This is a genomic window from Aeromonas sp. HMWF015, from assembly GCF_963878965.1.
Classification (GTDB): domain Bacteria; phylum Pseudomonadota; class Gammaproteobacteria; order Enterobacterales; family Aeromonadaceae; genus Aeromonas; species Aeromonas veronii.
In genome coordinates, this window is the sequence record NZ_CAWNZT010000167.1 from 1 (window position 1) to 13,045 (window position 13,045).

The 13,045-nt window shown below is 58.2% G+C and carries 13 protein-coding genes; 5 read left to right on the top strand and 8 right to left on the bottom strand.

Features of this window, described 5'->3' with window-relative positions; genetic code table 11:
- On the top strand, positions 1 to 1,019 hold a 1,019-nt coding region (locus tag AACS18_RS08540), incomplete at its 5' end, for a GGDEF domain-containing protein (protein ID WP_258228889.1).
- Between the two features lie 130 nt (positions 1,020 to 1,149).
- Here AACS18_RS08540 and ompA read toward each other — a convergent pair.
- Positions 1,150 to 2,184, bottom strand: a complete 1,035-nt coding sequence (ompA, locus tag AACS18_RS08545) for a porin OmpA (RefSeq protein WP_108614112.1) — start codon at positions 2,182 to 2,184, stop codon at positions 1,150 to 1,152.
- A 265-nt stretch (positions 2,185 to 2,449) separates the two neighbouring features.
- Positions 2,450 to 3,487 (bottom strand): SGNH/GDSL hydrolase family protein, encoded by a 1,038-nt coding sequence (locus AACS18_RS08550; RefSeq protein ID WP_108614113.1) that lies wholly within the window; start codon positions 3,485 to 3,487, stop codon positions 2,450 to 2,452.
- A 253-nt stretch (positions 3,488 to 3,740) separates the two neighbouring features.
- Here AACS18_RS08550 and AACS18_RS08555 point away from each other — a divergent pair, with 253 nt between their 5' ends.
- Positions 3,741 to 4,127, top strand: a complete 387-nt coding sequence (locus tag AACS18_RS08555; RefSeq protein ID WP_005335826.1) for a YgiW/YdeI family stress tolerance OB fold protein — start codon at positions 3,741 to 3,743, stop codon at positions 4,125 to 4,127.
- Positions 4,128 to 4,212: 85 nt separating this feature from the next.
- On the opposite strand, the gene mltC is transcribed toward AACS18_RS08555, so the two are convergent.
- The 3 genes from mltC to mutY all read right to left on the bottom strand — a co-directional run bounded on the left by mltC (position 4,213) and on the right by mutY (position 6,767).
- Entirely contained in the window at positions 4,213 to 5,316 is a 1,104-nt protein-coding gene (gene mltC, locus AACS18_RS08560; protein WP_031227922.1) for a membrane-bound lytic murein transglycosylase MltC, read from the bottom strand.
- A gap of 117 nt (positions 5,317 to 5,433) precedes the next feature.
- The gene (locus AACS18_RS08565; protein ID WP_005335828.1) at positions 5,434 to 5,706 is read right to left on the bottom strand and encodes an oxidative damage protection protein; all 273 of its coding nucleotides are present in this window, start codon (positions 5,704 to 5,706) and stop codon (positions 5,434 to 5,436) included.
- Positions 5,707 to 5,714: 8 nt separating this feature from the next.
- Positions 5,715 to 6,767 carry an A/G-specific adenine glycosylase gene (mutY, locus tag AACS18_RS08570; RefSeq protein ID WP_108614114.1) on the bottom strand — a complete coding sequence of 351 codons (1,053 nt, stop codon included), beginning with the start codon at positions 6,765 to 6,767 and terminating at the stop codon, positions 5,715 to 5,717.
- A gap of 237 nt (positions 6,768 to 7,004) precedes the next feature.
- On the opposite strand from mutY, the gene AACS18_RS08575 reads away from it, so the two are divergent.
- Entirely contained in the window at positions 7,005 to 8,243 is a 1,239-nt protein-coding gene (locus AACS18_RS08575) for a multifunctional CCA addition/repair protein (protein WP_108614115.1), read from the top strand.
- A 119-nt stretch (positions 8,244 to 8,362) separates the two neighbouring features.
- Here the strand turns inward: AACS18_RS08575 and AACS18_RS08580 are convergent, their stop codons facing one another.
- Positions 8,363 to 9,961 (bottom strand): BCCT family transporter, encoded by a 1,599-nt coding sequence (locus AACS18_RS08580; RefSeq protein WP_108614116.1) that lies wholly within the window; start codon positions 9,959 to 9,961, stop codon positions 8,363 to 8,365.
- 9 nt (positions 9,962 to 9,970) lie between these two features.
- Positions 9,971 to 10,498, bottom strand: coding sequence for a hypothetical protein (locus tag AACS18_RS08585; RefSeq protein ID WP_108614117.1), 528 nt, complete (start codon positions 10,496 to 10,498; stop codon positions 9,971 to 9,973).
- A gap of 163 nt (positions 10,499 to 10,661) precedes the next feature.
- On the opposite strand from AACS18_RS08585, the gene AACS18_RS08590 reads away from it, so the two are divergent.
- The gene (locus tag AACS18_RS08590; protein WP_108614118.1) at positions 10,662 to 11,141 is read left to right on the top strand and encodes a MarR family winged helix-turn-helix transcriptional regulator; all 480 of its coding nucleotides are present in this window, start codon (positions 10,662 to 10,664) and stop codon (positions 11,139 to 11,141) included.
- Between the two features lie 71 nt (positions 11,142 to 11,212).
- Here AACS18_RS08590 and AACS18_RS08595 read toward each other — a convergent pair whose 3' ends face one another.
- Positions 11,213 to 11,794, bottom strand: a complete 582-nt coding sequence (locus tag AACS18_RS08595; RefSeq protein ID WP_108614119.1) for a YjaG family protein — start codon at positions 11,792 to 11,794, stop codon at positions 11,213 to 11,215.
- A 163-nt stretch (positions 11,795 to 11,957) separates the two neighbouring features.
- On the opposite strand from AACS18_RS08595, the gene AACS18_RS08600 reads away from it, so the two are divergent.
- On the top strand, positions 11,958 to 12,902 hold the full coding sequence (locus AACS18_RS08600) for a D-2-hydroxyacid dehydrogenase (protein WP_108614120.1): 945 nt from the start codon (positions 11,958 to 11,960) through the stop codon (positions 12,900 to 12,902).
- Positions 12,903 to 13,045: the final 143 nt, after the last annotated feature.

The following is a 13,045-nucleotide window of genomic DNA, read 5'->3' on the forward strand; positions in this document are numbered from 1 at the left end:
GTAAGGACACATTTGCCCAATCCGCCGCCTATCTCAAACAAGCGGTCCCTTTGATGATCAAGTACCAGATCCCCACGACGCCGGACAATTACCACCTGTGGTACAACTATGTCTCGGCCAGCATGCCCGAGCTCAACCAGGCGATCGATCAGGCTGTCAAAATGCAGGGAACCTGCTCGCTCACCACCTGCGAGCGCCTCTATCACCAGTATCTGGCCGCTCAGGACGAGAAGCAGATGGAGGCGATGAAACTGAGCCTTGCCGCCATGGCCAACGAGCTCGGCCACTCCATGCAGGACGCCATCTCCGATACCGGCATGTTTCAAGAGATGCTCGACAAGAGTTTTGACAAGCTCAGCCGCATTGATGACGAGGGCTTCAGCCTGGAAGACACCATGGGGATCCTGCGGGAGCTGGTGCGCGAATCGCGGGATGTGCGCATGTCCACCATGCACTTTCGCAACCAGCTCAGCAATGCGGAAAAAGAGATCAAGGAGCTGCGGGCCGCGCTCAACGAGACACGCAAGCTGGCCAACGAGGATGCCCTCACCAACCTGCTCAACCGCCGCGCCTTCGATCTGGAGCTGGAGGGGTTGATCCGCAGCCAGCACCCCTTCTCGCTGATCCTCGCCGATATCGATCGCTTCAAGAACTTCAACGACGAATATGGTCACCTGCTCGGCGATCAGGTGCTGCGCGCCTTCAGCAAACGGCTGCGCGACGCCTGCAAGGAGGGGGTCACCGCCTATCGGCTGGGTGGGGAGGAGTTCGCCATGCTGGTCCCCCATCGCTCGCTGGCGCTGGCCAGACAGATGGCGGAAAGCATGCGCCGCGTCATCGAGCGGATGTCGATTCTGGATCGCAAATCGGGCCGCCGCATCGACCACATCACAGCCTCGTTTGGCGTGGGCGAGTTCAACGGTCAGGAAAGTGCAGACTGTCTGGTCGAACGTACCGACAAGCTGCTCTACAAGGCCAAGGAGCTGGGGCGCAACCGGGTAATGCCACTCCCTTCCTGATTTGTCCCCTGCCCGACCGCAATGCCAATGTAAAAAGCCAGTCAGCTCAACTGACTGGCTTTTTGGTCTCTCTTGCTCCGACAGGGGCTGTTCATTCCAGCCCCGGTGAAGATCAGCTCAGTGTGAAGGATTACTCCTGCACCTCGCTGACACCTTCGACTTTCACATCAACACGACGATCCGGAGCCAGACAGACGATCAGCTCACGCTTGGACTTGCTGACGCAGCTGTCGCCGGTAACCGGTGAGGATTTACCACGCCCTTCCACATTGATCTTGGCGGCAGGAATCCCTTTACCAACCAGATAGTTGGCAACGGTCTGGGCACGCTGCTCGGAGAGTTTCTGGTTGTAGGCATCGGAACCGATACGGTCGGTGTGACCAATTACGGTTGCCACGCCATCCTTGGGTCGCGCCTCTTCAATCTGGCTATAGAGGCTATCCAGTGCCTGACTGGCCTCTGGCTTGAGGGTCGCCTTGTTGAAGTCAAACAGCACATCGGAGCTCAGGGTGAACTGCTTCTCAACCATCACAGGTGCAGGAGCAGGTTCCGGAGCCGGGGCGGGCGCCACAGGGGCAACCTGACCAAAACGATAGACTGCGCCCACAGAGAGCAGGCCATTGTCCATACGCAACCCGGTATTGTCTCGACTGCCGTAGGGGGTAGTGTATTGATATTCAAGACGGGCAGCCCAATCACGATTGAAGGCATACTCGGCACCCAGCGCGCTGACAAAGTTGAACCGGCCATCACCGCCTTTCAGGTCACTGTTGGCGGCCGCATAACCGCCGCCTATACGTCCGTACAGGTCGAGGCTATCAGTTACAGGGAAGCCCAGCTTCAATGATAAATGAATAAGTTGGGCCTGAACTTCATCTTGAAACGCTGCGCCCGTGGCTGAGCGGGCATCATATTTGTACTTACCCAGATAATCGTAGCCATATTCGATGCCCAGGTTCTTGTTAAGCTGATAGCCGGCAAATACACCAGCCCCAAGAGCATCATTGGTCTCATTGCCGAGGGTAAAGCTGTTGCTTTCATCAATGCCGTAGAAGTTGGACCAACCCAGTTTGGCACCGCCATACCAGGTGTTGTCTTGACCGGCAGCCTGGGCATTGGCCGCCAGCAAGCCGGTAACCAGCAAGGTAATCAATGATTTTTTCATGTTTGAGCCTCTGCAACTTTATGTAGGAGGAGGTTGATTGATATCACCTCGTCTTATAGGTGCAACCACCCAAAAGCGATCGCAGCATATCAACGTTAGCCTATTTTCAAGTCACTGATATCAATTAACAAAAAACACTCTAACGCAACCACGTTACAAAAACAGCAACAAACGTTTGTTATTTGAACTGGATGTGACGCAAAAAGACGCACAGAAGAGGGCTGAAAGGGAAAAAAGGCCAGCGACATGCTGGCCCGAAGCGATATCAGTGACGAACAAACTCGTAGTGCCGATCGATAAAGTCAGCAACACGCTGGCTCAGTACCTTGTGCACCGTCCTGGTCGGATGCACCTGATCCCAGAACATATGCTCATCGCAGTTGAGAGTCGCTGCTCGCCCTTTTGCCTGCCCGCTCACCACCGCCTGCGCCAGGATCGGGTTACCGGCAATAGCCACTCTTTCGGAGACACTCAAAGCCGGGGTCGCAGCCACCTCGGCGGCGCTGCCGGAGAACGGCTTCCATGTATAGCCACCACCGTAGCAGGCGTGTTCTGTGTCACTCAGCCCGAACTGCTGGGGATCGCGCATCATCTCGTCAAACTGCTTGTCCACTTCGAACAACTTCACGATGCCAAGGGGAGCCAGCTCGCGAGTGAGGTTCTGCAACTTCTGGTTGTGGTAGCTGGCAACATGGCGCACCTTCTCCACCACCTTCATGCTGCGGGCTGACGGGGTCTGCCCCAGATCCGGGATGTTGAACAGCAGGATCTGCTGCGCGCCGTTGAGCACCAACCGGTTGGATGCCAGCCGGATGGTATCGATCACCCGATCCGCATCCCGCTCGGTGTTCCAGCCATAGGCCAGATAGTCGTTGGCACCGACCCAGATCACCACCAGATCATCGGGGCGGAACTTGTCCTTTTTCAGGAACTGATCGATCTCGTAATCGAGATTGTTGATCACCTGATATTTGGGATCCCAGGACCAGAAACCGAGCCAGCCATTCAGAGCCCCCAGATGGTTATAGGCCACCGCGGTTGCACCGCCTTCCGCCTCGTTGGCCACGACCAGACCGGGGAAGCGCTCGTCACCCAACTGCTCCAGCCACACCGGGCCGTTGCTGAAGCGCCCGTTGAAGTAGGGTGGGCTGGAGGGGAGATACCCCCGCATCTTTTTGTACATCTTGCCGGTGTCGGAGAGGCTGTCACCAAACATCACGACCCGGGAAAAAGGTTGGCGTCCCTCTGCCGCTTGCGCGGTCAATGCCATTAACCCCAATAAACAAACAAGCCATTTTTTCATATTGTTATGCTCTTCGATTAAGCAGGTGAGACCTGCGGACTTCTCCTCGAGTGGCGACAGGCATGGGAAGAGTCCGCTGCCACTGACTTCTGGTGAAGGCGACAGATTACAGTTCCAGATGAAATCACACATGTTCCGCCACCGATGAAATCACTTGCGCTCACAAAACACCCAATCACAGTGGGTTTCTCTTTCACGCTTGTTTCACATCCCCCCCGGCACAATGCCCCCATACCAACGACAGGAGTATGAAATGAACAAGGCAAGCGCAAGCGTAATCGGACTGTTGACCCTGATGTCTGTCTCCTCTTTTGCCATGGCGGCCTATACCGGCCCGCAGGAGCAGAACAAGGTTTCCGTTGCTCAACTGAAAGATCTGGCCGATGACAGCTGGGCCACCCTGGAAGGGAAACTGGTCAAGCACCTGGGCGGCGAGAACTATCTGTTCCGCGATGCCAGCGGTGAAGTGGAGGTCGAAGTGGATCAGGATGTGTGGCGTGGCACCGAAGTGGGCCCGGATGATCAGATCCGCATCCGTGGTGAAGTGGACCACAGCTGGAACAAGACCGAAGTGGAAGTGAAAACCCTGGAGAAAGTGGGCGCGGCCCCGCAGACCAAGGGCGGCTTTATCGCCAAATAAGGCCACTTCAACGACGAACTGGCCAGACGTTAAAAGGGCGCTTGATATCAAGCGCCCTTTTGCATGGTTAACGCAGCGTCACCGCTTAACCGGCCCGACTGGAAAAGGCTCTCTTGAACCCCTTCTCGGCCTGATTGACCTTGTAGAGGTAACGGCGCGCCTCCTCTTTGGGATGTTGCTCGGTCAACACCTGATAGACCGCCTCGGGGGAGAGCCGGTTGATCCGGCCCGGCGCCGCCTTGCGATCGCTGGAGAAGGTATTGAGCACCCCGCCAGCGCCACCGTTATAGGCGGAGATCACCGCATAGCGACGGGAGCGCGGATCCTGAATATCCGCCAGATAGACGGTCTGCAACAGGTGCAGATAGGCGGTACCGACATCGATGTTGTAGGCCGGGTTGAACAGCTCCTCCCGGGTCGGCTGGCCGTTCTTGCCCTTGACCCGAACATAGACGTCACGACCAGCGGTAGCCGGGATCACCTGCATCAGGCCATAAGCGTTGGCATGGCTCACCGCATAAGGGTTGAAGCTGCTCTCGGTCTTGATCACCGCATAGATCAGGCTCTCCGGCACGCCGTATTTGCGCGACGCTTCCCGGATGATCCCCGCATACTTGTAGCCCCGTCGATCTTCATGGTTGGCCACCATGGGAATATCAACGAAGAAGATGGTGCGAATACCCAGAGTGCGCTTCTTCATCGCCGTGTTGAGCAGGTAATCGGCATAACGCTCGGCGCGCCAGGAGGCGCGGATTGGCTGGCGCTGATTGTCCAGTACCTGACCATAGAGGAAAGGCTCGCCGCCGGTCAGAATTTCCCGATCGGAGTAAAGATCCACTTCGGCCGGATCGTCCGGCGTCAGCAGGGTCTCGATGATGGCGCGACGCAGGTGAGCGCGGGGATCGATGCCAGATACCGTCTCCACCATGATGTGGCCGCTGGAGAAGTCGATGTGGGCCCGGCTCTTGTACTGATCCGTGTATTTTACGTAGTCAAACTTGCCCGCAAACAGCGCCTCCCGCCCCCATATCTCGTTCACGTTATGGGAGAGCGCGCTGATCATGTGTTCAAAACCGCGGATGTCCTTGCCGTTGACCAGATCGTCATCCTCACTCCCGCTGGGCTTGGGGGAAGATGAGCAGGCAGAGAGAAACAGCAGGGTGCACAGCAGCCAAAAAATTCGGCCCATAGGATCCTCAAACCGGGCAGCAGAGCTGCCCATCATTCATTTGCTGCGACTTCAGGAGCGGTCACGCCAGTGTGGCGCCATTCCCGTACCTGTTCACACGTACAACAGCCGGAGAGCTTACTGGGCAGGCGGGGTGTAACCTTCGATCTGCACTTCACCTGCATCAAACAGGTAGCTGACCATCTCTTTTTCCAGCAGTTGGCGATGCTCAAGATTCATCATGTTGAGCTTTTTCTCGTTGATCAGCATCACCTGCTTCTTCTGCCACTCGGCCCAGGCTTCCTTGCTGATGTTGTCAAAAATCCGCTTGCCGAGCTCGCCGGGATAGAGTTGGAAATCCAGACCCGGGCCCTCTTTTTTCAGGCGTTGGCAAAATACAGTACGGCTCATGTTGACCTCTATGGTTGTAACTCTGGATAGGCGAGCAGACGGGCCGTGGCGGCCGCCAGCCCCACCTCAGCAGGATGGCGTAAGTTATACCAGAGTCGGTTATCTGCTTCCATGAGCCGCAGCGGCTGCGCCTCATCAATGTCAATCAGCAGCGGCTGAATATCGAGATGGAAGTGGCTGAAGGTATGGCGAAAACCGGCCAGTTCACGATAACTGTGATGGCTCAGGCCGAGGGACGCCAGCAGACCATCCACCTCCGCCAGCGAGGCCACCTGCGGGAAGCAGTAGAGCCCGCCCCAGATCCCCTGCGGCGGCCGCTTCTCCAGCAGCAGCTCATCACCATGGCGGATCAGCAGCATGATGCCATCGCGGGCCGGAATACTCTTCTTGGGCTTGCTGTTGGGATAGACGGTGGGCTTGCCTTGCGACAGCCCCTGGCAATCGGCCCGCACCGGACAGCGATCACAGGCAGGCTTGCTGCGGGTGCAGATCGTCGCCCCAATATCCATCATCGCCTGATTGTATTGCGCCACGCCCAGTTTGGGGGTCAGCCGGATGGCGATCTCCCACAGCTCGTTCTCCACCTGTTTTTGGCCGGGCCAGCCCGGCAGCGCCAGCCAGCGGGTGAGTACCCGCTTCACGTTGCCATCAAGGATGGCGTGGGGCTGACCCAGAGAGAGCGACAGCACGGCCCCGGCAGTTGAGCGACCAATGCCCGGCAGCGCCATCACCTCGTTAAAACTCTCGGGAAAGAAACCATGGTGGTGATCGCGGATCTGCTGGGCCGCCTTGTGCAGGTTACGGGCCCGGGCATAGTAGCCAAGCCCGGTCCAGTGGTGCAGCACCTCATCGACAGGGGCATCGGCCAGCGCCACCACATCGGGGAAGCGCGCCATAAAACGCCGGTAATAGGGGATCACGGTCGCGACCTGGGTCTGCTGCAGCATGATCTCCGAGACCCAGACCCGGTAAGGGGTCTTCTCCTGCTGCCAGGGCAGGGTTTTGCGGCCATGAAGCTCGTACCACTCCAGAACCCGGCTTGCGAAGGTTGATTGATTCACGTTGTTCTCATGTCGTTGATATATGGGGAACTCTGCGGTTCCTTCGGCTCATCTGGCCTGAGCGGGCATAAAGTCATCCCGCAGCACAGCGCCAGCTGTCTGGTGCGGCAGCGTAAGGCCTCGTCACGCCCAAGTCAAAGCCGCGCTGACTGGCGCTGCGGGCGGGTGGTGGTCAAGCAGCAAAGCGGTAACAAAGACGATATACTCGGCCCCACGATTGATGACGGGAGAGACGGTTTGCAGACTTATCTGGTTGGGGGCGCAGTGCGGGATCGCCTGCTGGGATTGCCGCAGGGCGACAGGGATCATCTGGTGGTCGGCGCCACCGTGGAGCAGATGCTGGCACTGGGTTTTACCCAGGTCGGTCGCGACTTTCCCGTGTTTCTTCACCCCAAAACCCAGCAGGAGTATGCCCTCGCCCGTACCGAACGCAAACAGGGTCGGGGCTACACCGGCTTTGTCTGCCACGCCGCCCCCGATGTGACGCTGGAACAGGATCTGCTGCGCCGGGATCTCACCATCAACGCCATCGCCGAAGATGATCAGGGCCAGCTCCACGATCCCTACGGCGGCATCAAGGATTTGGAAAAACGGCTGCTGCGCCACGTTTCCCCTGCCTTTGCCGAAGATCCGCTGCGCATCTTGCGGGTCGCCCGCTTCGCCGCCCGCTTCCACGCTCAGGGCTTTACCATAGCGCCGGAGACCCTCGCCCTGATGAGCGAGATGACGGCCGCAGGCGAGCTGGCCCACCTCACGCCGGAGCGGGTCTGGAAGGAGCTGGAAAAAGTGCTGCTGGGGCCGACCCCGCAGATCTTTATCGAGGTGCTGCGCCAGTGCGGCGCCCTCAAGGCGCTGTTCCCAGAGATTGATGCGCTGTTTGGCGTCCCCGCCCCGGCCAAGTGGCACCCTGAGATCGACACCGGCATCCACACCCTGATGGTGCTGGAGCAGGCGTGCCGGATCTCCCCCGAGCTGACGGTACGCTTTGCTGCCCTCTGCCATGACCTTGGCAAGGGAGTAACCCCCAAGGAGTTCTGGCCAAGCCATCACGGTCATGGCCAGAAGGGGCTGCCGCTTATTCGCGCCCTGTGCGAGCGGTTCCGGGTACCCAACGAGTGCCGGGATCTGGCGCTGCTGGTGAGCGATCTGCACACCCACATCCATATCGCCTTTGAGCTCAAGCCCGCCACCCTGCTCAAGGTGTTCGACAAGGCTGATGCCTGGCGCCGCCCCGAGCGCTTTGCCCAGTTGCTGGATGCCTGCCGCGCCGACTTCCATGGCCGTACCGGTTTCGAGGAGCGGGTCTACGCCGAGCCGGACTATGTGGCCGAAGCGCTGGCTGCTGCCCAGGCGGTGCCGGTGAAAGAGATAGTGGCCGCCGGTTACAAGGGAGAAGAGATCAAGGAGCAGCTGGCCAGGAAACGGACTGATGCCATCAGCCGGGTCAAGGATGAGTGGACCTTTATCGAAGAGTAACCTCGGCCCCATAACAGAAGGCCGCCCTGATGATGAGCTCCGCAAGGAGAGCATCGCCAGGGCGGCCGTTTTGCATCCAGGTTTACATAGGAAGGGGGGCTAGCCCCCCGCAGATGCCGTTATGCCGGACCAATTCGCTCCATCAAGCTCATATGGGATGAGCCATCGTGGCGCTTGAGGTTCTGGCGATACTCGAACTGGCGCTGGCTCTCCTGCTTGAGCCCCAGCATCAGCGAATAGCACATCGCCAGCATGATCACCGAGAACGGCAGCGCCGCTATGATGCTGGCCGCCTGCAAGGCTGCCAGGCCGCCGGAGACCAGCAGGATAGCGGCAACCAGCCCCTGCCCCAGACCCCAGATGGCGCGGTGCAGCACCGGCGGCTCCTGATCACCGATGGAGAGCAGGGTGGTGATAACCAGCGTGCCCGAGTCACTGGAGGTGATGAAGTAGGTGCAGATGAGCAGGGTCAGCACGGCCTTGGCGATCCAGCCGAAGGTTTCCCAGTGCAGCAGCTCGACCGTCTTGTAGAGCGCCAGCGTCACATCCTGATTGACCGCAGCGACCACGCCGCCACCACCGAACAGCTCCAGATTCATCGCCGTACCGCCGAACACGGTGAGCCAGAACATGCCGAGCAACGAAGGCACCAACAGCACGCCAAGCACAAACTCGCGGATGGTACGCCCCTTGGAAATACGGGCGATAAACATGCCGACAAACGGTGCCCAGGCAATCCACCAGCCCCAGTAAAACGCCGTCCAGCTCGACTGCCAGGCCGAAGTGCCGTTGGCTTCGGTGTTGGTCCAGAAGCTCAGTTTGACGATGTTCTGCAGGTAATCACCGATGTTCTGTACATAGGCGTTGAGGATATAGGTAGTCGGCCCCAACACCAGAAAGAGAGCGAGCACGAACACGCTTAGCCAGATATTGAGCTCGGAGAGGAGCTTCACCCCGCGCCCGACCCCGGAGACCGCCGACAGGGTGGCGATCAGGCTGATGCCGCCAATCAGCCAGAGCTGGTTGGACTGCGACACCGCCATGCCAAACATCTGGTTGAGGCCGGTATTCATCTGGGAGACCCCCAGACCGAGGGAGGTCGCCACCCCGAACACGGTGCCGAACACCGCCAGCACATCGGCCGCATGGCCCCAGAAACCATAGATCCGCTCGCCGAGGATGGGATAAAGCACAGAGCGAATAGCCAGCGGCAACTTGCGGCGATAACTGAAAAAGGCCAGCGACAGGCCGACGATCACATAGATGGCCCAGGGGTGCAGACCCCAGTGGAAAAAGGTGAGGCGCATGGCGATCTGGGCCGCTTCCGGAGTCATCCCGTCGGTAATGAACGGATTGCCCTGCAGATGGTTCATTGGCTCGGCGATGCTCCAGAACACCAGACCGATACCCATGCCTGCGCTAAAGAGCATGGAGAACCAGGCGAAGTAGCCGAACTCCGGTACCTGGTCGTCGTCACCCAGTCGGATGCTGCCAAAACGGCTGAACATCAGGTAGACAGCGAAGAACAGGAACAGGGCGACCACCAGAATGTAGTACCACTTGAACCCGGCAATGATCTGATCCTTGGCACCGACAAACCAGGCGGCCGCGGTATCGGGAACAAATACGCCAAACAGCAAAAACAGGGTGATCACGGTGAGGGCCGTCATGGCCATGGTGGGGTTGAGGCCTTTCAATAGCCCTTTGCTTGCTCGCATCCAGCCTCCTTAGTCGTTGTTGAAAAAGTCTTCGCCCACATGATCACCGGCACCGCCGATGGCGCGATAGACCAGTTTGCCGGTTGCCTGTTCGCGGTGATCCACTAGCGAAACCGAGGGCTGGCCGTTCACGGCGTGACGCTTGCCGAGGAAGATGGCCATGGGAACCCCCAGATTGGAGATACCGCTGGTGATCCAGAGGCGATTGAAGTCGTAGGAGCCGCCGATGAACTCCAACTGGGCCAGACCGGTATCGAGGCCGGTCAGATAGAAGTTCATGGCACTTTCGTCAGGAAAGAGGTGCACCAGCACATAGGCGTAGCGCAATTCATTCACCAACTCCTTTAGGTTGAAAGTACCTGTCTCGCTGCAAGAGAGGGGTAACTCACCATCATAGTGGTGCACCTTGAGGGTGTTGGGGTCTTCATCATAGGCAGGCTGATAGCGCACAAAAGCCGAGGTATCCGGCAGTTCATAGCGCACTCTGACCACACGTAACTCGGCCACCAGAGACTTGATATCCAGCTCGTCATTCATCATTTCGCTCCTCAAATGTCAGGGTGAATTCCGTGAAATGCCCATCAACCTAACACAAAATTAATTAGAGCAGAAATGATTACAACAAAAACAATATTGACCTTGTGACGAATTAGGCGGAAAATTTTGCCCCTCTCCATTGCCCTCCAATGACGCACACCCCATGGAAAAACATGATGAAGTGCTGGTCGCCCTGCGCCAGATTATTCGTGCCATCGACATGCACTCCAGGCGCTTGATCAAAGAAGCCGGGCTCACCTCCCCGCAACTCTTGCTGCTCAAAGGGATCGACGAGCTGGGACAGATCTCCATGCGCCAGCTGGCCGATCACACCAACATGAGCCAGGCTACCGCCACCACCATCATGGACCGATTGGAGAGCCGCCAACTGGTGCAGCGCGTTCGCAGCAATACCGACAAGCGCAAGGTTCACGCGACACTAACTGACGCAGGCCACGCCCTGCTGGCTCAGGCCCCGACCCCGCTGCAAGAGCGCTTCATCCAACGTTTTCAGGCACTGGAAGCGTGGGAGCAGACCCTGCTGCTCTCTTCCCTGCAACGCATCTCCGCCATGATGAATGCAGACGAAATCGACGCCGCCCCAGTGCTGAGCGTCAGACCCCTCACCGAAGAGCAGGCATAAGCTGCTGAACAATTTCAGGCATAAAAAAAGCTCCCGAACGGGAGCTTTTTTCGATCAGGGGCCGCAGAGAATTACTCTTCCAGGCTGATCCCGATATTGGAGACGCCATCCTGAGAGGCGAATGCTCTGATGGCCAGGATTCGATCGCTGTCGCGCTCATGGGCAACCCGCTTGAGCAGTTCAACCTGGAACTCCAGTTCGGCTTCCATGTACTCGTGCTCGTAGAGCTCCTCTTCGGTCAGATCCCGCTCTTCCAGCAGCTCGATAAAACCGGCCACAGTACCGACTGAGGCATGACTGGCATCGTTGGCCTCTTCGCCAACCCGGCAGATCACCGAGTTATAGGCGCAGCCCAGCGCAACACAGGCATCAAGCGCCGGATAGGCACCGTAGGATTCAAACTTGCGGGGATCCGGAATGTGAGACTCGAATTCTTCGAGAATGGCACCCAGATTGACCCGGGATCCCTTGACGGTGAGGTAGGCCCACATCTGATCCAGCGCATGCCGGAAAGCGCCTGCATTGCCAAAGCCGGAAGCCTGACAAAACAGGGCATAGTTGGGGTACATGCGCTCTGCCAGCGCCAGGGTGTAGACGGTCTGTTGCCAAGGCTGTAGCTCGGCCAGTCGCTTATAAAACTTGTCACCAAACACTGGAGTCGGATCCTTTGCAAAATGTGGGGCAGATTGTAGCCCACGAGGGGGCGCGGCGAAAACGAAAAAGCGCCCTGGTCGGCTATGTTGCGATATGAAGTCAGGTAAGATGGGTCGAGAGCGGCATCTTGTTGCGCCGCAAATTCTGATAAGGAACAAGAGTATGAGCCAACGTACCCTTCTTTTGCTCAGCCAGGATAATGCTCACTACGAACGGCTGCTCAAGGCCGCCAATCTCCCCCATCTGCGCATTCTGCGGGCCGATAATCCGGGCGATGCCGAGAAGCTGATCGGCGAAGCCCATATTCTGATGGCCGAACCGGCCCGTGCCAAACCGCTGCTGCCCAAAGCCAACAAGCTGAGCTGGTTCCAGTCCACCTATGCGGGAGTCGATGTGCTGCTCGACCCTGACAGTCGCCGCGACTACCAGCTCACCAATGTGCGCGGCATCTTCGGCCCGCTGATGAGCGAGTATGTCTTTGGTCATCTGCTCAGCCTGATGCGCCAAATTCCCCTTTATCGGGAACAGCAGAAACAGCGACTGTGGCAAAGCCACCCCTATCAGGGCCTCAAGGGGCGCACCATGCTGATCCTGGGGACCGGCAGCATTGGCCAGCATATCGCCCACACCGGCAAACATTTTGGCATGAAGGTGCTGGGCATCAGCCGCAGCGGTCGGGAGCAGGCCGGGTTTGATCAGGTTTATCAACTACCTGCGCTCAACAAGATGCTGGCGCAGGCCGATGTCATCGTCAGCGTGCTGCCAGCCACCCGCGATACCCGTCATCTGTTCAATGCCGCCCGCTTCGAACACTGCAAACCGGGCGCCATCCTGTTCAACGTTGGCCGCGGCAGCGCCGTTCACTCTGGCGATCTGCTCACTGCACTGCGTACCGGCAAGCTGGCGATGGCGGTGCTGGATGTGTTCGAGCAGGAGCCGCTTCCCGCCGACAGTCCACTGTGGGGCCAACCCAACCTCATCGTCACCCCCCACAACAGCGCCTACAGCTTCCCGGATGATGTAGCCCAGATCTTTGTGCGCAACTACATCCGCTTTATCGATGGCCAGCCACTGGATGGCAAGATCGACTTCGACAAGGGTTATTGACCCTCACGGCGCATGTAAAAAGGCCCCGCCAATCTGGCGGTAATGCCGATCAGTTAAGGATCCATTGACCGATCCTCCTGATGTGTAAAAATCCGAAACCTGTTGATTGGTCTCGGATTTTTTATGCGTATCGACCAGGCTCT

Excerpts from the sequence above, each read along its gene's own strand:
- AACS18_RS08550 (WP_108614113.1), bottom strand. The coding sequence starts at position 3,487 with ATGAAAAAATGGCTTGTTTGTTTATTGGGGTTAATGGCATTGACCGCG.
- AACS18_RS08565 (WP_005335828.1), bottom strand. The coding sequence starts at position 5,706 with ATGAGCCGTACTGTATTTTGCCAACGCCTGAAAAAAGAGGGCCCGGGT.
- mltC (WP_031227922.1), bottom strand. The coding sequence starts at position 5,316 with ATGGGCCGAATTTTTTGGCTGCTGTGCACCCTGCTGTTTCTCTCTGCC.
- AACS18_RS08555 (WP_005335826.1), top strand. The coding sequence starts at position 3,741 with ATGAACAAGGCAAGCGCAAGCGTAATCGGACTGTTGACCCTGATGTCT.
- AACS18_RS08585 (WP_108614117.1), bottom strand. The coding sequence starts at position 10,498 with ATGAATGACGAGCTGGATATCAAGTCTCTGGTGGCCGAGTTACGTGTG.
- ompA (WP_108614112.1), bottom strand. The coding sequence starts at position 2,184 with ATGAAAAAATCATTGATTACCTTGCTGGTTACCGGCTTGCTGGCGGCC.
- AACS18_RS08600 (WP_108614120.1), top strand. The coding sequence starts at position 11,958 with ATGAGCCAACGTACCCTTCTTTTGCTCAGCCAGGATAATGCTCACTAC.
- AACS18_RS08580 (WP_108614116.1), bottom strand. The coding sequence starts at position 9,961 with ATGCGAGCAAGCAAAGGGCTATTGAAAGGCCTCAACCCCACCATGGCC.
- AACS18_RS08590 (WP_108614118.1), top strand. The coding sequence starts at position 10,662 with ATGGAAAAACATGATGAAGTGCTGGTCGCCCTGCGCCAGATTATTCGT.